Raw genomic sequence first — 21,753 nt, 5'->3', positions numbered from 1 at the left:
CGGGACCGGGCAGGCGGATGGAACGTGGTGTAGAATGCGACCCGGGTGGAACCGGACAGTCTGGATGACGGCCGGTGCGGCCAGCGGCCGGAGCGACCGAATTCCAACGTCCGGCCGAACCATCCATGCCGAACCATCATCGAGTTCGAGAACCATGACGCCACAATCCATGCAGGGAAGGCGGGAGCCACCATCGACCCCGTATTTGTCATCGCCGCGACCAACGCCACCCTCAACGCCATCAGCGCCGTGGTGATCGCCCGGGCGTACCGGCAGATCCGGGCGGGTGATGTGGCGGGGCACCGCCGCGGCATGCTGCTGGCGGCCGGGTTGCAAGCGGTATTCCTGATCCTGTACCTGACCAAAAGCGTTCTCTACGGGACGACGCCGTTCGAAGGCCAGGCCGCCATTCGGCTGATCTACCTGGTGATCCTGGGCGCCCACAGCCTGGCGGCCAGCGTGACGGCCCCCCTGGTGCTGGTGGCCCTGGTCCTCGGCCTGCGCGGCCGCTACGACCGCCACCGCCGGGTGGCCCGCTGGGCCTACCCCATCTGGTTCTTCACGTCGGTCACGGGGCCGTTGACGTTCGTCTTGCTCTACGGGTTCGGCCGGCCCGGCTATGGGGTCCAGGCCCTGGCTACGGGGATGGGGGTGCAGGGACTGCCGGAGGCTGTGGCCGCCATCGGCACCACGTGGGGCCCCTTCGCAGGGGCCGGCGGGATCTGGACGGTCCCTGGGCTGTTCCTGGTCCGGGCCCTTGCAGGAATCGATCCGACCCTGGCCGCTCTTGTACGGGTGGTGACCTGGGCGTGACGGGCGCGGCGGGGCGGACCTCGGCGGCGGCCAGTGGCGGTCCGGGTCCAACGCGCGTACCGGCCATCGAGGTAGAGCACCTGTCCCGGCGTTTCGGCGCCGTTGAAGCCGTCCGCGACATCAGCTTCCGTGTCGAGCAAGGGGAAATCTTCGGCCTGCTGGGCCCCAACGGAGCCGGCAAGACGACCACCATCAAGGTGCTGCTTTCATTGCTCAAGCCATCCAGCGGCCGGGTCCGCATTCTCGGGATCGACGTGGCGGAGCAACCCGCGCGAGCCAGGCGTTGTGTCGGCTGGGTTCCGCAGGAAACGGCGGTGGATCCCCTGTTGACCGGCCGGGAGAACTTGCTGCTGGTGGCCGGGATGTATCATCTTCCCCCTGCCGATGCAGCCCGGCGGGCGGAGGAGCTCTTGCAACTGGTCGACCTGTCCGCCGCCGCGGACCGGGTCGTCCGAGACTACTCCGGCGGGATGCGGAAGCGGCTGGATCTGGCCATGGGGCTGGTGCACCGGCCTGCAGTGCTGGTTCTGGACGAACCCACCCTGGGCCTCGACATCCAGACCCGGCGGCGGCTGTGGCAGTATATCCGCACGTTCCGGGATCGGGGAACCACCATTCTGCTCACCACCCATTACCTGGAAGAAGCAGACTGGCTCTGTGATCGGGTGGCCATCATTGACGAGGGCCGGTGCCTTGCCCTCGATGCCCCGGCGCGGCTCAAGGCCCGCTATGGCAGCGAGCACCTGGAATTGCGGGTGGCGGCGGGACAACCGGCGGAACAGGTGCGGCAGCTGGCCCGGCAGCTTGAGGTCCTGGAGCCGGTCATGGAGGTCGAGGTGGACTGGCCCGGGTCCAGCTCCGGGGTGGCCGTTCGCATTGGATTGCGGGTGCGGGATTCCCTTGCAGCCCTGGAACCGGTGCTGGCCACCTGCCGGGCGGCGGGGATCGCTCTGGAGGGCGTGGCAGCTCGGCCGGCCACCCTGGACGATGTGTTCCTCCACTTGACAGGGCGAGCCTTGCGGGATGGGGAGACGGCAGGCTAGGTCCAAGATGGCGGGTACGGCAAGCGCTGCTGGAGGGGGCGGAGGATGGGCGAAATCTGGCTGGAAAACCGTGCGATGCTCCAGCGGTGGTGGTTCCGCTTGCGCCGGGAGCCCCTGACGTGGTTGTCGACCTTGAGCCAGCCGGTGCTCTGGCTGTTGCTTTTTGGTCACCTACTGGCCCGCATGGCGGCCGGCGATGTGCCGGGGGGCAACTACCTGGCCTTCATGAGCGCCGGGGCCGTGGTGATGACGGTGTTCAACGGAGCCATTAACGGCGGGGTCGAACTCCTCTTTGACCGGGAGACCGGGTTTCTGCAGCGCCTTCTGGCAGCGCCCATCCAGCGGCTGTCCATCGTCACCAGCCGGTTCGTCTACATCATGGCGGTGACCGCCGCACAGAACCTGCTCATCATCCTGACAGCCTACGGGCTGGGGGTTCGTTTCGCCACCGGCCTGGGCGGGATCGTGGCGGCCCTGGGGATCGGCGTCCTGTTCGGTGCGGGGGTCGCTACCTTGTCGATTGCCTTGGCCTTCGCCGTTCGCCGGCACCCCGAGTTCTTTACCATCACGGCGTTTCTGAGTCTACCCCTGCTCTTTTTGAGTTCCGCCCTGGCCCCCCTTGACCTCATGCCGGGGTGGATGCAGGTCCTGGCCCGGCTCAATCCCATGACCTACGCCATCGAGGCCACCCGGGCGCTGGTCCTAAACGGCTGGGATACACAACTGGTCTTTTCCATGTTGGGAATCCTCCTGGCCTTCGACACGGTGGCACTGGCCATTGCGGCACGGGTGTTACGGCGCGGCCTAGCGTGAGGAGGAGGGCCGGGTGTCGCGCCGGTGCTTTTCGGTGCGGCACCTGGTGCTGTGCCGTGGTCAACCCTTAGACATGGTTCACTTTTTGTCCCCGTGGGCATTTCAATTCCTCATAGGTACCCTACAAACACGTGATCGACGCCACACCGTATTTTCTGCGGGAGAAGTTTCGATTCCTCATAGGCACCCTACAAACCCGGCGTCACCTTGAAGCGCTTCTGGTCCCGGCTCCGGGTTTCGATTCCTCATAGGCACCCTACAAACTCGCCGACGGCCTGCCCATACTGGGCGGAGTGCCGGGTTTCGATTCCTCATGGGCACCCTACAAACCTTGGATCCCCTGGCGATTGGACATAGAGTCCAAATGTTTCGATTCCTCATAGGCACCCTACAAACGTGAGCGTCGCCGGCTTGAAGGGCGAGGCGCTCGCGTTTCGATTCCTCATAGGCACCCTCCAAACGTGCGGCGCTGCGGCGCGGAGCTCACGGTTGCCACCGAGTTTCGATTCCTGATAGGCACCCTACAAACCTGGGCAGGGCTGGCGTGGCGGGATGCGGCGCCTAAGGTTTCGATTCCTCATAGGTACCCTACAAACCGGTGTTTGCTCGCCAGCACGAACGGCGTGGTCGGTGGTTTCGATTCCTCATAGGCACCCTACAAACCGCGAAACGGGTGGCCGCGATGCGGTGGCCCGGGAAGTTTCGATTCCTCATAGGCACCCTACAAACCAGGCGCCGCAGCTGCAGGAGCAGGAGTCCCACACTGTTTCGATTCCTCATAGGCACCCTACAAACCCCGTCCAGCCGGCAGCGGCGACCACGATCTATGACGTTTCGATTCCTCATAGGCACCCTACAAACATGCCCACGGCGCGGGGTTATCTAGCCGCTGGTGTCATGTTTCGATTCCTCATAGGCACCCTACAAACACCGGCCCGGTGGGGCGAGGCACCTGCGGACCTTGAGTTTCGATTCCTCATAGGCACCCTACAAACCGACGAGGCGGTGTAGGCCATGGAGCCGCTGGCGCGGTTTCGATTCCTCATAGGCACCCTACAAACGGCCTTCTCCGCCTCGCCTCGCAGGTAGTCCAGGCTGTTTCGATTCCTCATAGGCACCCTACAAACTCGCCGTAGTGATGCTTACCACAGTCGTGCTCGCCGTTTCGATTCCTCATAGGTGTCACGGCCGGTGCAAAAATGACCCAGTAGGGTCGGATGAATTTTGTCGGCATGATCGAAGTGCAGGCCCCCACCGGGCGGCAGGACAAGCGTGGGCGCCTCGGTAAGGGTGTGTCCAGATCCGTAGGCGGCCCCTTGGCGGGCGCAGGCAGGAGGGCGGCCGCGAGGGGTCGTGGGCCTTGAGCTCGGAATTTTGTCTGGTCGGCCCCCTCCTGCGAACCGCCTACATGGGCGCGGCTTTGGCCGATAGCCCGGACAGGTGAGTGCGCTGCGATCGCCGTCTGCGCCCCAAGAGCCCGGGAGAGGGGGAACAACACCGTGCCACGGTATTTCGGGCTGGATCTTCATAAACGGTACGTCCACGGCTGCGAATGGCAGGTGGACGTACAAAAGGGAAGGCATTTCCGGTTCCCCAATACCGATGCAGGGTGGGCAACCTTCGTCCAGCAACTGCGTGCGGACGATTGCGTGGCCCTCGAGGTCACCGGAAACGCCTTTACCGTACACGATTTACTTTCGGCGTACGCCGGCAAGGTCCTGCTGGCCAACCCCCTGGAGCTGAAGCGCCTGGGGGCGGGTCGGCACACGGATCGCGTGGACGCCGAACGACTCGCCAAGATGCTGGCCCTGGGGATGGTGCCGGCCGTGTGGGTGCCACCGCCGGCGGTGCGCGAGGTTCGGTACCTTTTGCAATACCGGGACCGGTTGGTCCGGAACCGGCGGCGGTACCTGACCCAGGCCAAGTCCGTCTTCCAGCGCCACGGGCTCCCCATCCCGCGGAACGTGGACCCTCGGCAGTGGCTGGATCGGGAAGAGGTGAACCGGCTGCCGCAGGCGGAACGCGTCATCCTCCTCAGCGCCCTTCGACAGTTGGAGACCGTGGAGATCGAAATTCAGGCCATTGAAGCGGAGATCGCGCGACAGGTGGCCGACCAGCCGGCCGTTCAGCTCTTGCTGACGATCACGGGGGTGGGGCTCCTCACCGCGGCCACCATCTGGGCGTACCTGGGGGATCTTCGCCGCTTCCGAACGGCGAAGCAAGTGACGCGGTACGCTGGCCTGGACGCGTCCGTCCACCAGTCCGGCGAGCAGGACCACCGGGGGCGCATCAGCCGGAATGGCAGCAAACTGCTCCGCACCGCGGTCGTCGAAGCGGCCCACTCCGTGGCCCGTCACGACCAGGGTCCCTTGGGCGCGTTCTACCACCGGAAACAGCGGCAGATCGGGCCCCACAAGGCGGTGGTGGCCCTGGCACGCAAGCTCCTCATCGTCGCCTGGCGCATGCTTCTTACAGGCCAGCCCTACCGAGCCGCGAAGCCCACGCTTGTCGTCCAAAAGCAACGGCGTCTGGTTGAGGTCGCCCAAGCCGTGACCGACTGGAACGCGGTCGCCGTGGCCCTTTGGCCGGACCGCCTCGAGGATCGCCACCGTCGACGAAGAGTGGCTTGATCGCTGGGGGCTTGACTTCGATCACAGGTGACCCACCCCGCCGAACCGAGTCCCATTCCCTTCCCAGGAATGGAGGCCGGTTCATGCTGAAAGGTGGGTCGTTGATGGATATTCTGCGGCTGAAGGCCGAAGGCCTGTCCGTTCGGGAAATTGCCCGCCGTACGGGGTTGTCCCGGAATACGGTGCGGAAGTACCTGCGCCGACCCGAGCTACCCCAGTACAAGCCACGGCCGCCCAAGGCGTCGAAGTTGGATCCGTTCAAGCCGTACCTCGAGCAGCGTATGGCCCAAGGGGTCTTCAATGCCAATCGTCTCCTGCAGGAGCTCCGGGCCCAGGGCTATACCGGCGGAAAGACGATTCTCAAGGAGTTCCTTCGGCCCCATCGCCCGTCCCGGGTCCCACACGCCGTGGTGCGCTTCGAGCTCCCGCCGGGGACCCAGGCGCAGGTCGACTGGGGGGAGTTCGCCTACACCGACCTGCAGGGACGACGGCGGAAGGTTTACGGGTTTGTCATGGTCCTCAGTTACTCGCGGGCGATGTACGTGGAGTTTGTGGAACAGCAGGACCTGAGCACCCTCTTACGATGTCACCTCCACGCCTTCGCGGCCTTGGGAGGTGTCCCGAAGGAGATCCTCTACGACAACATGAAGACCGTCGTCCTTCGCCGCCATGGTGCGGAGGTGGATTACCACCCAAGGATGCTTGACTTTGCGTTGCTTGCCGGGTTTGCCCTGCGGGCGTGCCGGCCGTATCGGGCCCAGACCAAGGGCCGGGTGGAGCGAGCCATCGGCTATCTCAAGCGGCACTTCTGGCCGGCCGTCCAGTTCACCGACCTGGCCGATCTCAACCGGCAGGTGCGGGCATGGGTGGCCGAGGTCGCGAATCGCCGCCTCCACGGGACCACCGGGCAGCGCCCCGCCGATCGGCTGGTGGAAGAGCAGGCCCATCTGACGCCCCTTCGGCCCTTGGCGGCTTTCACGTCGCTGCTGCACGAAGAACGCCGGGTGAGTCGGGATGGCTACGTCCAGTATGCGGGCAGCCGGTATGGGGTGCCCTGGCGTTATAGCGGCCGGTACGTCACGGTGTTTGCGACCTCAACGGAGGTCGAGATCCGCGACGGGGACCGGGTGATTGCCCGGCACCCTCCGGCCTTGCTGCCCGGACTGACGATCCCCCTTCCGGAGCAGTACCACGGCCTTGCTTTGGGTGGGCCCCAACGTCCCGAGCCGCCCCAAGGCCAGCAGGTCGTCGGCCCGGCGGTGGAGCGCCGCTCGCTCCAGGTCTACGAAGACCTTCTTCGGGCAGGTGAACGCCGGTGATCACGGTGGACAAGGCCCGCCAGCACCTGCAGGCCCTGGGGCTGAAGGATGCGGCGGAGGTCCTTGAAGCGCGCCTGGAACGCGCCGCGAAGCAGGACGTAACCTATGCCGACTTCCTTGTGGATCTGCTGGAAACCGAACTCGCGGTTCGACGCCGGCGTTACCTGGACACACGAACCAAGCTGGCCCGGCTTCCGTTCCGCAAGACCCTGGAGGACTTCGACTTCGAGGCCCAACCCTCCATCGACCCCCGCCAGATTCGGGAGCTGGCCACGCTCCGCTTTTTGGGCAACGCCGAGAACGTGATCTTCCTGGGACCGCCGGGCGTCGGGAAGACCCATTTGGCCGTGTCGCTCGGCCTCGCCGCCATCGACCGGGGATATGGCGTCTACTTCACGCCGATGCACCGCCTCATCGAGGATCTACGCAACGCCTACGAGGAGCGCCGGCTCGAACGACGGATGCGGATCTACCTGGCGCCCAAGCTCCTGATCATCGACGAACTGGGCTATCTGCCCCTCGACAAGGTGGGCGCCACGGTGTTCTTCCAGCTCGTGGCGGCCCGGTATGAGCGCGGCAGCATCGTCCTCACATCGAACCAGACCTTCGCCGACTGGGGGGAGGTGTTCGGTGACCCGGTCATCGCCACGGCCATCCTCGACCGGTTGCTGCATCACAGTCACGTGATCAACATCCGGGGCGAGAGCTACCGTCTCCGAGAGAAGCGTCGCTCGGGTCTCCTTCGCAGCACCGTGGACCCGAATCAGGATGACTGAACCAGATTGCCAAGGTCCGGTGGGTCACTTTTCAACCGGCCGAAGTGGGTCAAAATTCAACCGGCCTTGACATAGGCACCCTACAAACACTGCAGCGTGCACCACCCGGAGCGTGATCGTCAGGTTTCGATTCCTCATAGGCACCCTACAAACGCGAAGAACGCGATGGTCCGTCTCCTTCGGCTGCAGGTTTCGATTCCTCATAGGCACCCTACAAACGCTCCTTCACCGCCACCCGACTTGCCCTGCTTGCCCGTTTCGATTCCTCATAGGCACCCTACAAACGTTGCGAGAGCAACTAAGCCCGAGAGGGCGACGCGGGTTTCGATTCCTCATAGGCACCCTACAAACACTGGCGCGGTCCTGGGGCGAAGAAGCGGTCGCGGGTTTCGATTCCTCATAGGCACCCTACAAACGCCGCGCCTCTGCTTCGAGTTCGGCCAGCCTGCGACGTGGTTTCGATTCCTCATAGGCACCCTACAAACGCGCTGGCGCCCCTTCGTCTCTGTGACCTCGACGGGGTTTCGATTCCTCATAGGCACCCTACAAACCCTGGACATGGCACACTGCACCGGGCACCGCGTGGGGTTTCGATTCCTCATAGGCACCCTACAAACCGTGGTGGCAACCTTGGCGGGGTCCATTCCGTTCCGCGTTTCGATTCCTCATAGGCACCCTACAAACACCATGGCCGGCGCTACTGGGCGGTGATCGCGCCGCCGGTTTCGATTCCTCATAGGCACCCTACAAACGTCGGAGGTGGATGCAGCCGAGGAAGAGGTGCCCTTCGTTTCGATTCCTCATAGGCACCCTACAAACAAGACCGGGACGGCTACTACTTCCGGGTGCGGCGCCGTTTCGATTCCTCATAGGCACCCTACAAACGTGAAGTCGATACGCCGTATTGTCGGGTCCTAGAAAGGTTTCGATTCATCATAGGCACCCTACAAACATATAGTTGTTGAAATTTTTGAGATTGATGAGGAGAGTTTCGATTCCTCATAGGCACCCTACAAACAAGATCCACAATGCTCCACGACACGATTCGGGTCCATACGTTTCGATTCCTCATAGGCACCCTACAAACTCATCATGACTTCCACCTTGTTGCTGTTGCTCTTCTGGTTTCGATTCCTCATAGGCACCCTACAAACCTTCGGCGCCATTATACTGCGCCACGGGCGCCCTGTGTTTCGATTCCTCATAGGCACCCTACAAACCCGGGTTGAGACCATCCAGGCTATCGGCGTCCGCCCCGTTTCGATTCCTCATAGGCACCCTACAAACGAGATCGAGAGCGGCGAGTACGCGCCGCACCGCATCGTTTCGATTCCTCATAGGCACCCTACAAACTGGCAGTCCTACGGGCCGGTGGAGACGCTGCCGGGGTTTCGATTCCTCATAGGCACCCTACAAACAAGACGATCCGCTGTCCCACCACCTCTGTGACCGCGGTTTCGATTCCTCATAGGCACCCTACAAACCATGTCCCATCCATGAGCATGAGGCCGATGGTGGCGGTTTCGATTCCTCATAGGCACCCTACAAACTCCGCGCCCGGCTCGCCGTCGCCGTCCAGCAGGTAGTTTCGATTCCTCATAGGCACCCTACAAACTCGGGTGAGATCGTGGGGAGGCGGGTGTGAGCCATGGGGTTTCGATTCCTCATAGGCACCCTACAAACGCCTGGCGGCCCGCATGTTTCTTCCCGAGGGGTGGGTTTCGATTCCTCATAGGCACCCTACAAACCCCCAAGACGGTCAGTAACCATCTCATCCAAAGCCTGTTTCGATTCCTCATAGGCACCCTACAAACCTCGCGGTTGCTGAGTCCGTTGGCGACGAGCTGCTCGTTTCGATTCCTCATAGGCACCCTACAAACGGGGTGCGCATGCGCGGCCGGCGGATCGTGACGGCAGTTTCGATTCCTCATAGGCACCCTACAAACCTCGGAGGCCGCCAGCAGGTCGTCGTAGGTCGCATAGCCGTTTCGATTCCTCATAGGCACCCTACAAACGGTGGCTTCGCAGCCGGCGACCCGGACGTTCTCGACCGTTTCGATTCCTCATAGGCACCCTACAAACCGCTGGGCGAGTCGGTGCGCGTCGCCGCCCAGGGCGGTTTCGATTCCTCATAGGCACCCTACAAACCACGACACCAGAGCGAGCACGTCCTCGGCCCGGAAGTTTCGATTCCTCATAGGCACCCTACAAACCTGCAGGTCTTGCGGCCCGTGGAGGTGGTGCGCCGGGTTTCGATTCCTCATAGGCACCCTACAAACCAGGCGCCAAGGACTGACCGCTCGGCGTCGAGGTCCCGGTTTCGATTCCTCATAGGCACCCTACAAACGCCGCTGCCCTCACTTTCCCGGGCCGCCATCTGCGCGTTTCGATTCCTCATAGGCACCCTACAAACATGACCTGGTCGCCTCATGCCATGGAAGTCTTGCGGAGTTTCGATTCCTCATAGGCACCCTACAAACCTGCGTACCGCATGTTCGAAGCGGCCTGGGGATCGTGTTTCGATTCCTCATACTCGACTTTGACACCGTGATCCTTGAGAACCCTTGAAACACAAGGCTTTCTTGGGCACACGGGGACTGCGTACCACTACACTACCCGGCGGGGGTCGTGGCGGGACGTGGCATCGGCTGCACCCGCGCCGGCGGCCGCAGACCTACGGCTTTGAAGGCTTCGTAGGCTTGGCCCACCAGCTCGGTCCGGGTGAGGTAGGTCTCGCCGTCGAGTTCCACCGCCACGGCATGGAGCTGGGCGAGGTCGCTCAGCACGTCCTCGTAGCTCGCCTCGGGGTTTTGCTGGCGGAGCTTGCGCAACAACAGGCTCTCCAGCACCAGCGCCAGGAAACAGACCATGACGTGCCCCCGGACCCGCCGCTCCGTCCAGTGGAACATCGGCCGCAAGTCCAGGGCGGACTTGAGGGTGCGGAAGGCGCGCTCGACCCGCCAGAGATCCTTGTAGGCGCGGACCACCGCCTCCGGTTCCAGGTCGGTGTTGGTGCGCAGCAGGTACTTCCCATCGTAGCGGGTGGCTCGCTTGACGGCGTCGGTGTTCACCACCAACGCGCCCTGGGGCAGGGCCTTGAGGTAACGGGCCACGAGGCGGTTCCGCAGGAGATCCTTGGCTTGGCCGCGCTCGATCCGCTGCTTCAGGTGCGCGAGCACCGCCTCCCGGGCCTGGCGGTCGTGCTCGGCCTGCAGGGGGTTGTGGCAGAGGATGTAGCGCTGGCCTTGGTGGGTCACCTGCTTGATCTGGAGTTGTTTGTTCACCTTGCGATACCGTCCCGGCTGGCTCAAGACCGCCTCGGCCGCCCGGTGCCGACGCAGGGGCATGCCGACGATGTACTCCATCCCGGCCTCCTCGATGGCCCGCAGGATCGGACGGCTGACCATGCCCCGGTCGGCCACGAAGATCACCCGGCGCAGGTGAAAGCGCCGCTTGAGGGCATCCAGCACGGTCGCCACGGTCGCCTTGTCGGCGGTATCGCCCGGGAAGACCTCGTGGGCGATGGGGTAGCCGTCCCGGGTCATGAGCACGCCCACCACCAGCTGGGGCCGGTCCGGGCGTTTGTCGCGGGAATAGCCGTAGGCAGCCAACCCCTCCGGCCCTCGGCCTTCGAAGTAGCTGGATGTACAGTCCCACATCACCACGTCGACCTCGGTCCAGAACAGGTCGCGAGCCCGGGCGAAGAGGCGATCCTCGATCGCCTCCTTGTGCTCGGCCAACACATCCAGGGCCCGGTAGTAGTGGTGCAGTTCCAACTGCTCTGCCTGGGGCCGGTAGACGCCCTGCAGCCACTGGCGCACCAGGCCGCGCTTGGAGCAGGGGTCGGTGAGGCGGTTGAGCACCATGGTGAAGACGGCCTCGGCGACATCGAAGGCAAGCTGGCGGTCTTCGAGCAGGGCGGCGAAGGCCTTGTCCAGCTCTGCCTCCTGCCAGAGGCGCTCGAAGATCAGGGCCGGTCCCCACTGCTTGGACCAGCGGACGTTCAGACGTTCGGCCTGTTCTTCGAGCCGACGCCAGGTGCTCTGGGAGAAGCGGGCCAGGTTCTCGATGAGGGCATCGAGGCGGCCGTCCTGAAGATCCTCCAGCCGGCCCAGGGTGGCGACCACCCGCTGGCGGACGCGGCCGCCCTGGCGCACGCTCTCGACGAGCTGGAGGTAGGTGCGGGTGGAGCCGTCTTTGTTCTTGAAGGTCTTCTGGCGGATGAACATGGCACAACCATCATAGCATGTTCGTGCTTACCATACAAGTGTTTCCCGAATACACGTGGCACTACACTTTTGACCCAAAAGAACCGCCGCCCCATGGAAACCCCTTGATTCATGCGGGTTCCTGGGGCGGCGTGGCACCAAGCAGGGCCGTCAACGGTCAAACCCGAGTCATAGGCACCCTACAAACACAAACGGGCGAAGCGGGCGAAACGGTGGCGGTGACGGGTTTCGATTCCTCATAGGCACCCTACAAACGGACGCCAGCCCAAATGATCGTGGCAATAGCGCAGGTTTCGATTCCTCATAGGCACCCTACAAACTCTCGAACTTGGTTTAAAAGCCCCAATTCCCGCCCGACGTTTCGATTCCTCATAGGCACCCTACAAACTGACGGCAGGCGCCATGCTGAGCCGGCTCTTAGAAGTTTCGATTCCTCATAGGCACCCTACAAACGCCGCGCCTGGTCGATGTCGATGGACTGATCGCCGCGTTTCGATTCCTCATAGGCACCCTACAAACGTGCGACCAAAGCCGCTCGATGACCGCATCCGGGCGTTTCGATTCCTCATAGGCACCCTACAAACTGAAACGGGGGCCGCGACCGGGCCACAAGGGAGGGCGTTTCGATTCCTCATAGGCACCCTACAAACCCTGGCCTGGGACGAACATGGTTTTTCGTTGTGCGGTTTCGATTCCTCATAGGCACCCTACAAACGGCGCCCGTCGCAAAGAAGTTCGGCGGGCGCTGGAAGTTTCGATTCCTCATAGGCACCCTACAAACTGGGTAGTCAGGGGCGGTACGGTATTCCGTACCGCCGTTTCGATTCCTCATAGGCACCCTACAAACAGAGGATGATTGGGTTCGTGAACTGGTTCATGAACTGTTTCGATTCCTCATAGGCACCCTACAAACCCGTACCGCCCCTGACTACCCATATTATACCACGCCAGTTTCGATTCCTCATAGGCACCCTACAAACACAATGGCCATGGGTCCCACAGTGTTCACATATCGAGGTTTCGATTCCTCATAGGCACCCTACAAACGGGGAGGGGTTCGACGGCAAGTATGTGCTTTTGGCGTTTCGATTCCTCATAGGCACCCTACAAACCCCATCTTCGACCGAAGAAACCGTTCTCCTTCAACGGTTCCTGCGCCCGCTTTCTGTCGATCCAGATACAGGGATACTGGGCAAAACAGGATGCGGGCAAGCCAAAAACGCAGTCGTGGCGCCAACTGGGTGGAATTACCTCCTGCTGTCGACCTCCCGGGGTTTTGCCGTGATCGGAGGTCGACAGCAGGGCCACCTTGCCTCCTCCCCCGGCCACCTATCCATCGGGCTATGCTCGATCGTCCCATGCGCCGTCATCCCATCCCCAAGTCCCAGACCCCCCTCCAGGAGGACGGGCCCTTCATTGCGAACCTGCCATTGCGCGCTTGCCAGAACCGACCTGGATGGCCGGGCGCCCCATGCACCATGGGGCGCCGAAGCCGGCCGGCGGTACCGCTGGGTCGGCCGCCGGCGGAAGGCGCCCCATCCACCATGGGGGCGCCGAAGGCGAGCCTGCCAGTACCGACCACATCGGCGGGGGGATGCTCAATGCGCTTCGTGGTCTTCGGCGGGGCGGGGGACATGGGAAGCCGGGCGGTCCGGGAGCTGGCCAGGACCCCCGGTGTGGCCCAAGTGACGGTAGCGGACCGGAATCTGGAGGCGGCCCGGTCGGTGGCCACCGCAGCGGCGGAAGAAGCGGCGCCAGGTTGCCGGGTGGTTGCGGAGGCGGTCGACATCCTGGCCCCTGGGGCAGCGGCCCAGCTGATGGCGGCCCACGATGTGGCGATGGGGGCGGCGGGCCCGTTCTACCTCCTGGAAGAGCCCCTGGCCCGGGCGGCCATCGAGGCCCGGCGCCCCTACATCAGCCTCTGTGATGATCACGACGCGGCCCGGCGGGTCCTCGAACTGGACGAGCCGGCTCGCAGGGCAGGGGTCACCATCCTGACCGGTCTCGGCTGGACGCCGGGGCTGACCAACCTTTGCGTGCGCCATGCGGCCCAGCGGATGGACCGGGTCGAGGCGGCCCATATCGCCTGGGCGGGCAGCTCGGCGGATTCCCGGGGTTGGGCCGTGGTCCTCCACACCATGCACATCTTCAGCGGGAGGGTCACGTCCTTTGCCGCAGGACGGTGGGAGGAGGTCGCTGCGGGGACCGGGGCGGAACGGGTCGAGTTTCCACCGCCGCTCGGTGCCGTGACGGTCTTTCATGTCGGGCACCCCGAACCGGTGACGTTGCCACGATTCCTTCCCGGCCTGCAGGAGGTACGGCTGAAGGGTGGCCTTGCCGAGCCCGCCCTGAACCGGCTGGCTGTCACCTTCGGACGCTGGGGGCTGATGGCCACCCACCGCCGGCGCCAGCGGCTGGGCGCGGTGCTCAAACCGTTGCTTCCTCTCCTGGAACGGGTGGGGGCCCCATCCCGGCCCGCTTCCGGGCTCGTCGTCCGGGTGCGCGGCCGGGTGGGGGCCCAGGTGGCGGAACGCAGCTACCGGGCGGCGGCGCCCATGGCGAGTCTGACGGCGGTGCCGCTGGCCCTGGGAGCGTTTTGGATGGCCCAGGGGCGAATTGAGGGACCGGGGGTGCTGGCGCCCGAAGCACCGGGCGGGCCGGACCCGGAGGCGTTCTTCCAGGAGCTGGCGGAGCGGGGCGTGGTTGTGGACCGGGAGCCGTGACGGCTCTGCCAGCCCCGGGCGCCAGCCGGTGGCAAGGACCTGCGACCACTTCTCAGGGCTGGCGGTCGACAGGCGATTTGCGTCTGGTAGAACTCCGAGGACGTTAGGCCGACTAGCACCAACACCAGTGGGGAGGGGCTCCTCCTGTGAGAATCGCCCCGGTTCTCAACCTCGCTGTGCTGACAAACCGTTCCTTCCTGGCCCTTTTTGGGGGCGCTCTGATCTCCCGAGCGGGCGATGCCTTCTACACCCTTCTCCTCCCCATGCTGATCTACGAGCGCCTGGGCTCCACAATGGCGCTCTCCGGCATGTTCATTGTCCTTGCCGTGCCCCCCGAAGGGGCTGCGTCCCGCCCGGTGGCGAAGCTGGCGCCAGCGGACCCATCTACGGAACTGGATCCAGGGACAGGGTGGCCGTACAGGCCCCTTCCCCCCAGGCACAGGACTGCATACGGCTGCCCCGCCGGCGGCGGCGCCTACGCGGAGACCTACGCCGAGGCCGGTTCGTCCAGGGACCTCAGCCTTTTAAAGAGGGCGGGGATCACCTGGGTGACCAGGACCCGTTCCATTTCGCCCAGGCCGCCCCGCCGGGCGTTGAAGAGAGGCACCTCCGGAGCGTGTTTCTGAATCATCATCTGGGTGGTGTGGTAGCCGTAGGCGGTGACCACCACGATGGCGTCGTAGCGCCCGTCCAGGGCCTTGCGCACCCACTGGCGGCTGGTGCCGTCGGCGAAGACCATGTCGCCGCCGTAGCGGTTCACCACCTGCCGGTAACCGCCGGCGTGGTTGGGGTCGCCCACGACCAGGATGCGGGTGTTCTGCAAGGGGCGCAGGGCCGCCAGCTGGCGGTTGACCTCTTCCAGGGTTGCAATGGTCTCCTTCAGCCGCTTCATCTCCTCGCGGTAGGACCTGGCCATCCTGACCAGGGCTTGCCGCATCCGGTCGCGCCGGGCCTCGGCCTCGGTGACGATGGACTGGGCAACCTGCACGGTCTCCTGGTCGTTCAGCAGGGCCATGTATTGCTCCAAGCGGCGGCGCCAGTCGGCCGAGTCCTTGAGCCAGCGGTTCCAGGCGGCAGCCCAGGCCGGGTCGTCCAGGGTATCACCCATGGCCCACAGCAGCCCGAGGGCCAGCCCTTTCCGGCGGCTCCGCTTGAGCAGGCTGACCACCTGCTGGGGTTCCGGCGGGCTGCCCGGGCGGTAGCCCGGCAGAAGGCACGGGGTCAGTTCAGCGGCCAGTCGCTGGGCCAGCTGCGGGTGGCGGCAGGCTTCGCGGAACAGCCAGTTCGCCAGTTGACCCCGCTTGCGCCCGCACCGGGGCTGGAGGTCAAGCCGCTGGCAAATCAGCCACAACATGCCTTCGTTGACGATGCCTAAGGCCATCTGCAGCCCGGTCAGGCGCTGCATTGGTTCCGCCATCATCGCCCCATCCCCTCCCGCTGCGGCCGGTCGGGCCCGTCCTGCCGGGCACCGGGCTGGGGACGGCGGCGCCTGGTGAAGCTTTGGGACTGGCCCGTGGGGCCCCGTGCCCGTGCGCTCGGCGCCCGTTTCCGCAAGCTGCCGCCCCCTGGCGACCGGTTCCCCTTTGCGTTAGCTGCAGGCTATGCGCCAGCTGCCGCCCGATTGGGCCCGGCGGACTCCGGCCCCTCCCCGCCCTGGCTTTGGCCGTATTATCCGGGATTCGCCTTGACAGGCGGCGTCATGGAGAAGGGACGGGGGAGTCCGGGGAGTGAGCCCAATGCACCGTTACGGCCCGCGACGGCACGGGCGCCGCCGGCTGCTCGGGCTGGATGGCAACGGTTGACGCCGGGGTTCGGCCGCTGCTATGCTGGTTACCAAACGACCGTTTGTTGGTTTACCTTTGTTAGGTTAACCGGGAGGAGCCATGGGCCGTTCCACCGCCCGCCGGGAAGAGATCCTCACCGTGGCCGGCGAGCTCTTTCGCCAGAAGGGCTATCACGCCACCTCCATGCAGGACATCGCCGAGCGGCTGCAGCTGCAGCGGGGCAGCCTTTACGCCCACATCGAGAGCAAGGAAGAGCTGCTGTTCGAGATCGTGGACCGGGCGGCCGACCGGTTCCTGGACGGCATCGAGCAGGCCTGGAGGGAGGGGGCCGCGGCCCGGGACCGCTTGCGGCGGGCCCTGGCCGCCCACATGGCGGTGATCGCCGAGCACCGCGACACGGCCAGCGTGTTCTTCCACGAGTGGCGCTTCTTGCGTGCTGACCTGCGGTCCCGCATCCAGGCCAAGCGGGACCGGTATGAAGCCCGCTGGCGGGAGCTCATCGCCGACGGTGTCGCCCGGGGTGAGTTCCGCGCGGTCGACCCGCGGTTCGCGGCCCTGCTGGCGTTGTCGGCGGTCAACTGGGCCTACCAGTGGTATTCGCCGGACGGGCCCTTGGCACCGGACGATGTGGCGGCCACCTTTGCGGAGCTGATCCTCAAGGGCCTGGAGGCCGGCTCGTCCTGAGGGCGGTGCCGGTCGGGCGGCCGGCGTTATGGCCGCAACGAAGCCGTGCCGGAAGGTGGGATCGTCCCGGCGCTGGAAGCGGGCTTGGGCCAGGCGGGTTGCCATCGGTGCCTTGCAAGTCATCGCAAGTCTCAGGGCCGCCTTGCAAGTCACCACAAGTCTCAAGGCATCGCAAGACGCTTGTTTTGCGAGTCCTGGTTTGGAGTCTTGGGTCTTGTTTGGGAGTCTTGGGGACGCGTCACCCTGGGGGAAACACGGAGCGGTCCCCGGCCGGGGTCCTGGGGTGCCCGGCCCGTCGGTCGAACCGGCAGCCGCCGGCCGAACCGGCAGCCGGGTGGCCCCGTGCCCTGGGCGGGCCCAAAGGGCAGCCCGGGGCCGGATGCCCCGGCCGGGGCCGCCGCGGGAGGGGAAACCATGGCAGACCAGGGAATGCAGGACCAGGCCGCTGTTGCAGCCGGCCAGCGGGCAGGGTTGCCTCCGGCCGGGCCGGCCGGCCCCCGCGACTGGCGGGAGGAGGAGCGCATCGCCGAGTTCACCGCCCGCCTGGAGCGGGGCGAGAAGGTGGAGGCGGGCGACTGGATGCCCAGCGAGTACCGCCGCCAGTGCCTCCGCCTGATCCAGACCCACGCCAACAGCGAGATCATGGGGGCCCTGCCCGAGCGGGAGTGGATCCCGCGGGCGCCCACCCTGCGCCGCAAGCTGGCCCTCATGGCCAAGGTCCAGGATGAAGTCGGCCATGCCCAGCTGATCTACCGCGTGGCGGAAGACCTGGCCGCACCCCTCGGGATCACCCGCGAGGACATGATGGACGCCCTGGTGGCGGGCAAGGCCAAGTTCCACAACGTCTTCAGCTATCCCGCGCCCACGTGGGCCGACGCGGGCATCATCGCCTGGCTGGTCGACGGGGCCGCCCTGGCGACCCAGGCGGCGCTGCTGCAGACCAGCTACGCCCCCTACGCCCGCATCCTGCGGCGGATCTGCGCCGAAGAGGCGATCCACCTCAAGCACGGCGAGGACATCATCCTCACCCTGATGAGCGGCACCCGCGCCCAGCAGCAGATGGTCCAGGACGCGCTGAACCGGTGGTGGCGGCCGCTGCTGCACTTCTTCGGACCGCCCGACGAGATGTCGCCCAACCTGGAGCAGGCCATGAAGTGGCGGATCAAGGTCCGCACCAACGAGGAACTGCGGCAGGAGTTCCTGAGCAAGTACGTGCCCCAGATCCGCGCCCTGGGGCTCCAGATCCCCGACCCCGAGCTGCACTATGACGAAGCGCAGGGCCGCTGGGTCTACGGCGATCCCGACTGGGACGAATTCTGGCGCGTGGTCAAGGGGCAGGGACCCAGGACGGAGGCGCGGCTGGCCATCCGGCGCCTCTCCCACGAGGAGAGCCGCTGGGTACGGGAAGCCCTGGCCCGCGGCGCCGCGGCCGCCTGACGGGTCATCACCCCGGCCCAGGAAGGGGACGAACCGGCCATGGGCGTCACCATGGAGGTCTACGAGGTCTTCGGCCAGCCGCGGCGGGGTGAGCCGTACATCCACTGCGGCAGCCTGCTGGCGGGGGACCGGCGCAACGCCCGGCTGCTGGCCCAGCAGCTCTACTGCCGGCGGCAGGAGTACGTCAGCCTGTGGATCGTGCCGCGCTCGTGCATCGAAGCCGTGGGCGAGGGTGACGCCGACTGGTGGCAGCCGGCCACGGACAAGACGTACCGCCTGGGGGAAGGCTTTGCCCGGACCCGGATCCTCTGGCAGCGCTTCGGCCGGGGGCCGGGCGGTGGCACCGGTGGCGGCGGCGGTGGTGTCGGTGGCGGCGGCACGGTCAGAGCCCACGGTCCCTCCCCGGGGCAGGATGGGCCGGAAGCCGGTGCCCCGGCCCACCGGGCTGGCGAGCCGGGCGCACCCGATGATGTGGTACCCGGTGCCGTGCTCAACCGCAGCGGTCACGTGCGGGTCCGCCGGGGGCCCCGGCGCCAGGACCGGGAAGGGCGGCGAGATCCCGAGGGCGCCGCGCCCGGTGACGAGGGCGGTGGGGCCAGGCCTGGTACCGGGATCGCCGGTTCAGGGACCGATGCGGTTGCCGGCCGCGACGCGGGGAAGGGCGCCGGTCCCGGACTGGGGATGGGCAACGGGTCCGCCGCCGGGACGGGCACTGGGGCCCGCACCGGGCAAGGGGGTGAGGACCGGTGAACAGGTCGAACCGGGCCCACGCCATGGAACCCCTCCCCTCCCACCCGGCGGTCGCGGCTACCTCGGGCGCTGACCGGGGCCTGGTGGCCCTGCTCTTCGCCCTGGCCGACGACGAGCTGATCGCCGGCCACCGGGCGTCGGAGTGGACGGGCGTGGCTCCCTACCTGGAAGAAGACGTGGCCTTCTCCTCCATCGCCCAGGACGAGGTGGGGCACAGCGCCCTGCTCTATCAGCTGCTCGCCGATCTCGGCCAGGGAGGCGGGGATCCCGATGCCCTGGCCTTCGGCCGGGATCCTCAGGACTTTCGCAACGCCGTCCTGCTGGAACAGCCCAACGGCGATTGGGCCGCGGAGATCGCCCGCCACTTCCTCTACAGCGAGTACGAGGCCGTGCTGTGGCCGGCGCTGGCCCGATCGCCCTACGAGCCGCTGGCCGCGGCGGCGGCCCGCATTGCCCGGGAGGAGGCTTACCACCAGGCCCACTTCCGCCAGTGGGTGGTCGAACTCAGCCGCGCCGGCGGCGAGGCACGGGAGCGGCTGGCGTCGGCCCTCGCCCGGGCCCTGCCCCTGGCGGCCGGGTTCTTCGAACCGGTAGACGGGGAGGAGCAGGCTGCCCGCTGGCGGGGGACCGGCCTGGAGGAGCTCCGCCGGCTGTGGTGGGCGGCCGTTGGCCAGGTGCTGGCAGAGGCCGGCCTGGCCGAACCGGTGCTGGGGCAGGCGGGACCGGGAGAACCGGCTGGCGTGGAACCGGCGGATCCCGGGACCGAGGGGGGCCCGGCGGCCCCCGGGATCGAGCGAGGCCTGGGAGGCCGGCGAGGACACCACTCGCCCGCCCTGACGGCCTTGCTGGCGGAGATGACGTCGGTCTACCGCTCGGACCCGGCGGCGGAGTGGTAAGGGGGCCGGCGGACGCATGGCCATGAGGCCGGGTCCGGCTACGGCGCCGGGCCATGGGGGGGAGAGCCCGTGGGTTCTACGGGACCGTTGCCGCAGACATCGGGATCCGTGCCGGCCGGTTCGCCCGGGGACGGCAGCGCCCCCGGGCAGGCCCCGTGCCAGGGGAATCACCGCTCCCGTGGGAACGGCGGGGCCGGGGGGTCCCGCCGGCCGGGCGAGACCGGAGCCCAGGCCGGAAGCGGGCCCGCCGCCGGCCGGCGTCCGGACGCTGCGCAGCAGGAGAACCGGGCGCTGCGGGACGCTCTGTGGCAGGCCCTGGCGGAGGTATCCGATCCGGAGATCCCCGTGGTCAGCGTCGTCGACCTGGGGATGGTGGAGGGCGTGGAAGCTGATGCCCGCGCCGGCAGCGTACAGGTCACGCTGCTGCCCACCTTCGTGGGCTGCCCGGCCTTGGGGCTGATCCGCCAGGCGGTCGCCGGGCGGTTGCAGGCGGTCCCGGGCGTGCGGCAGGTGGAGGTGCGGGTCGCCTACAGCCCGCCCTGGTCCACCGATCGGATCACGCCCGAGGGGCGGCGGAAGCTGGCCTCCTTTGGCATTGCACCCCCTCCGCCCGCGGGAGCGGGGCGGCCCTCCACCGAGCGACCTGCGCCGGAGCCGCATGGGCCGGGACAGTTTCGGGGAGGAGACGCCGAGGGTGCCGGTGCCGGGGTGCCGGGTGCCGGAGCACCGGACCTCGCAGAGGGTGGCACCCGGGTGCTTCCGGGACCTGCCGGCTGCGGGGCATTGCGGCGTCTGGATACCCTTGCTGCCTACGCCGCCACCTGCCCCTTCTGCGGGTCCCGCCGTACCCGCCGGGAGAACGCCTTCGGGCCGACCCCGTGTCGCAGCCTGTGGTATTGCCTGGATTGCCGCAACCCCTTCGAGCAGATGAAGGCCCTTTGATCTGAGCCCCCTCACCCCCCGGCAAGGAAGCCGCAAGGAAATCCACCCGCCTCCCGCCAATTGGCGTAACAGGCCCAGGCCGGGCCAGATCCTGCGGGAGGGGATGACGTTCATGGCCGAAGGCGACGGCCGCTACACCACCATCCTGGCCGAGCGGGAGGGCGGCGTCCTTACCCTTACCCTCAACCGGCCCGAGGTGCTAAACGCCTTCAACCGGACCATGACCTCCGAGCTGCTGGACGCCTTGCGCCGGGCGGAGCGGGACCCCGAGGTACGCTGCGTGGTAATCACCGGCGCAGGGCGCGCCTTTTCCGCCGGGGAAGACCTCAAGAGCCGGCAGGAGGGCGGCGAGAAGTCCTTCATCGCCTCCCTGCGCGAGCGGTACAACCCCCTGATTTGGAAGATCCGGACCATGGAGAAGCCCGTCCTGGCGGCCGTCAACGGCGTGGCGGCGGGGGCCGGCCTGGGGCTGGCCCTGGCGTGCGACCTGCGCCTCGCCTCGGAGCAGGCCCGTTTCGGGCAGGTGTTCGTCAAGGTGGGCCTGGCGCCCGATTCGGGCACCAGCCTGTTCCTCCTGCAGCTGGTGGGGCCGGCCCGGGCGGCGGAAATGGCCTTCTTCGGCGACCTGGTCCCTGCCGAGGAGGCGTTGCGGATGGGGCTGGTCAACCGCGTGGTGCCCCATGAGGAACTGGCCGAGGCCACGCGCCAGTGGGCCCAGCGGCTGGCCGCCGGCGCCACCCGGGCCATCGGCCTGGCTAAGCGGGCCTTCAACTTTGCCGCGGGAGCCCGCCTGGCGGAGGTGCTGGAATACGAGGCGTACCTGCAGGAGATCGCCGGCCACACCGCCGACCACGCCGAAGGAGTGCAGGCGTTCCTGGAGAAGCGCGAGCCCCGCTTCCAGGGTCGCTGACGGG

15 protein-coding genes and 3 CRISPR repeat arrays are annotated in these 21,753 nt (G+C 66.5%); of the genes, 13 read left to right on the top strand and 2 right to left on the bottom strand.

Features of this window, described 5'->3' with window-relative positions; genetic code table 11:
- Nucleotides 1-45 precede the first annotated feature (45 nt).
- The 6 genes from DYI95_RS10695 (at nucleotide 46) to istB (ending at nucleotide 7,394) form a co-directional block, all read left to right on the top strand.
- Nucleotides 46-813 (top strand): DUF420 domain-containing protein, encoded by a 768-nt coding sequence (locus DYI95_RS10695; RefSeq protein WP_116899804.1) that lies wholly within the window; start codon nucleotides 46-48, stop codon nucleotides 811-813.
- A complete protein-coding gene (locus tag DYI95_RS10690) occupies nucleotides 810-1,856 on the top strand; it encodes an ABC transporter ATP-binding protein (RefSeq protein ID WP_116899805.1) in 1,047 nt (348 codons plus the stop codon). Before DYI95_RS10695 ends, DYI95_RS10690 begins: the two co-directional genes overlap by 4 nt.
- Before the next feature lie 45 nt (nucleotides 1,857-1,901).
- Nucleotides 1,902-2,669 (top strand): ABC transporter permease, encoded by a 768-nt coding sequence (locus tag DYI95_RS10685; protein WP_116899806.1) that lies wholly within the window; start codon nucleotides 1,902-1,904, stop codon nucleotides 2,667-2,669.
- 99 nt (nucleotides 2,670-2,768) lie between these two features.
- A CRISPR array of direct repeats spans nucleotides 2,769-3,861; the repeat unit is 30 nt; unit sequence GTTTCGATTCCTCATAGGCACCCTACAAAC.
- 307 nt (nucleotides 3,862-4,168) lie between these two features.
- Nucleotides 4,169-5,299: an IS110 family transposase gene (locus DYI95_RS10680; protein WP_116899807.1), complete on the top strand. Its 1,131-nt coding sequence runs from the start codon at nucleotides 4,169-4,171 to the stop codon at nucleotides 5,297-5,299.
- Between the two features lie 83 nt (nucleotides 5,300-5,382).
- Nucleotides 5,383-6,618: an IS21 family transposase gene (gene istA / locus DYI95_RS10675; RefSeq protein ID WP_116899808.1), complete on the top strand. Its 1,236-nt coding sequence runs from the start codon at nucleotides 5,383-5,385 to the stop codon at nucleotides 6,616-6,618.
- Nucleotides 6,615-7,394 carry an IS21-like element helper ATPase IstB gene (gene istB, locus DYI95_RS10670; RefSeq protein ID WP_116899809.1) on the top strand — a complete coding sequence of 260 codons (780 nt, stop codon included), beginning with the start codon at nucleotides 6,615-6,617 and terminating at the stop codon, nucleotides 7,392-7,394. Before istA ends, istB begins: the two co-directional genes overlap by 4 nt.
- 123 nt (nucleotides 7,395-7,517) lie before the next feature.
- A CRISPR array of direct repeats spans nucleotides 7,518-9,940; the repeat unit is 30 nt; unit sequence GTTTCGATTCCTCATAGGCACCCTACAAAC.
- Between the two features lie 66 nt (nucleotides 9,941-10,006).
- On the opposite strand, the gene DYI95_RS10665 is transcribed toward istB, so the two are convergent.
- Nucleotides 10,007-11,623 (bottom strand): IS1634 family transposase, encoded by a 1,617-nt coding sequence (locus tag DYI95_RS10665; protein ID WP_116899810.1) that lies wholly within the window; start codon nucleotides 11,621-11,623, stop codon nucleotides 10,007-10,009.
- Between the two features lie 157 nt (nucleotides 11,624-11,780).
- Nucleotides 11,781-12,735: a CRISPR direct-repeat array (repeat unit 30 nt; unit sequence GTTTCGATTCCTCATAGGCACCCTACAAAC).
- 489 nt (nucleotides 12,736-13,224) lie between these two features.
- Between DYI95_RS10665 and DYI95_RS10660 the strand changes: the two genes are divergently transcribed.
- Nucleotides 13,225-14,346 carry a saccharopine dehydrogenase family protein gene (locus DYI95_RS10660; RefSeq protein WP_116899811.1) on the top strand — a complete coding sequence of 374 codons (1,122 nt, stop codon included), beginning with the start codon at nucleotides 13,225-13,227 and terminating at the stop codon, nucleotides 14,344-14,346.
- A 487-nt stretch (nucleotides 14,347-14,833) separates the two neighbouring features.
- Here DYI95_RS10660 and DYI95_RS10655 read toward each other — a convergent pair whose 3' ends face one another.
- A complete protein-coding gene (locus DYI95_RS10655; protein WP_116899812.1) occupies nucleotides 14,834-15,766 on the bottom strand; it encodes a hypothetical protein in 933 nt (310 codons plus the stop codon).
- A 463-nt stretch (nucleotides 15,767-16,229) separates the two neighbouring features.
- Between DYI95_RS10655 and DYI95_RS10650 the strand changes: the two genes are divergently transcribed.
- The 6 genes from DYI95_RS10650 (at nucleotide 16,230) to DYI95_RS10625 (ending at nucleotide 21,749) form a co-directional block, all read left to right on the top strand.
- Nucleotides 16,230-16,814: a TetR/AcrR family transcriptional regulator gene (locus tag DYI95_RS10650; RefSeq protein WP_116899813.1), complete on the top strand. Its 585-nt coding sequence runs from the start codon at nucleotides 16,230-16,232 to the stop codon at nucleotides 16,812-16,814.
- A gap of 414 nt (nucleotides 16,815-17,228) precedes the next feature.
- A complete protein-coding gene (gene paaA / locus DYI95_RS10645) occupies nucleotides 17,229-18,251 on the top strand; it encodes a 1,2-phenylacetyl-CoA epoxidase subunit PaaA (RefSeq protein WP_203530648.1) in 1,023 nt (340 codons plus the stop codon).
- A 39-nt stretch (nucleotides 18,252-18,290) separates the two neighbouring features.
- Entirely contained in the window at nucleotides 18,291-19,001 is a 711-nt protein-coding gene (locus DYI95_RS13135; RefSeq protein ID WP_116899814.1) for a phenylacetic acid degradation protein PaaB, read from the top strand.
- Nucleotides 18,998-19,897, top strand: coding sequence for a 1,2-phenylacetyl-CoA epoxidase subunit PaaC (gene paaC / locus DYI95_RS10635; RefSeq protein WP_116899815.1), 900 nt, complete (start codon nucleotides 18,998-19,000; stop codon nucleotides 19,895-19,897). Before DYI95_RS13135 ends, paaC begins: the two co-directional genes overlap by 4 nt.
- 69 nt (nucleotides 19,898-19,966) lie before the next feature.
- Nucleotides 19,967-20,839, top strand: a complete 873-nt coding sequence (gene paaD, locus DYI95_RS12745) for a 1,2-phenylacetyl-CoA epoxidase subunit PaaD (RefSeq protein WP_243149762.1) — start codon at nucleotides 19,967-19,969, stop codon at nucleotides 20,837-20,839.
- A 103-nt stretch (nucleotides 20,840-20,942) separates the two neighbouring features.
- Complete coding sequence (locus DYI95_RS10625) at nucleotides 20,943-21,749, top strand: enoyl-CoA hydratase/isomerase family protein (protein WP_243149761.1); 807 nt, start codon at nucleotides 20,943-20,945, stop codon at nucleotides 21,747-21,749.
- The last annotated feature ends 4 nt before the right edge of the window (nucleotides 21,750-21,753 follow it).

Source organism: Thermaerobacter sp. PB12/4term (assembly GCF_003403315.2).
Classification (GTDB): Bacteria; Bacillota; Sulfobacillia; order Thermaerobacterales; family Thermaerobacteraceae; genus Thermaerobacter.
This window is presented reverse-complemented; position numbering and strand designations above follow the sequence as displayed.

Bases quoted from the DNA above. Each gene is read 5' to 3' on its own strand.
- DYI95_RS10685 (WP_116899806.1), top strand. From the start codon at position 1,902: ATGGGCGAAATCTGGCTGGAAAACCGTGCGATGCTCCAGCGGTGGTGG.
- DYI95_RS10665 (WP_116899810.1), bottom strand. From the start codon at position 11,623: ATGTTCATCCGCCAGAAGACCTTCAAGAACAAAGACGGCTCCACCCGC.
- DYI95_RS10660 (WP_116899811.1), top strand. From the start codon at position 13,225: ATGCGCTTCGTGGTCTTCGGCGGGGCGGGGGACATGGGAAGCCGGGCG.
- istA (WP_116899808.1), top strand. From the start codon at position 5,383: ATGCTGAAAGGTGGGTCGTTGATGGATATTCTGCGGCTGAAGGCCGAA.
- DYI95_RS10655 (WP_116899812.1), bottom strand. From the start codon at position 15,766: ATGATGGCGGAACCAATGCAGCGCCTGACCGGGCTGCAGATGGCCTTA.
- DYI95_RS10625 (WP_243149761.1), top strand. From the start codon at position 20,943: ATGACGTTCATGGCCGAAGGCGACGGCCGCTACACCACCATCCTGGCC.
- paaA (WP_203530648.1), top strand. From the start codon at position 17,229: ATGGCAGACCAGGGAATGCAGGACCAGGCCGCTGTTGCAGCCGGCCAG.
- DYI95_RS10650 (WP_116899813.1), top strand. From the start codon at position 16,230: ATGGGCCGTTCCACCGCCCGCCGGGAAGAGATCCTCACCGTGGCCGGC.
- DYI95_RS13135 (WP_116899814.1), top strand. From the start codon at position 18,291: ATGGGCGTCACCATGGAGGTCTACGAGGTCTTCGGCCAGCCGCGGCGG.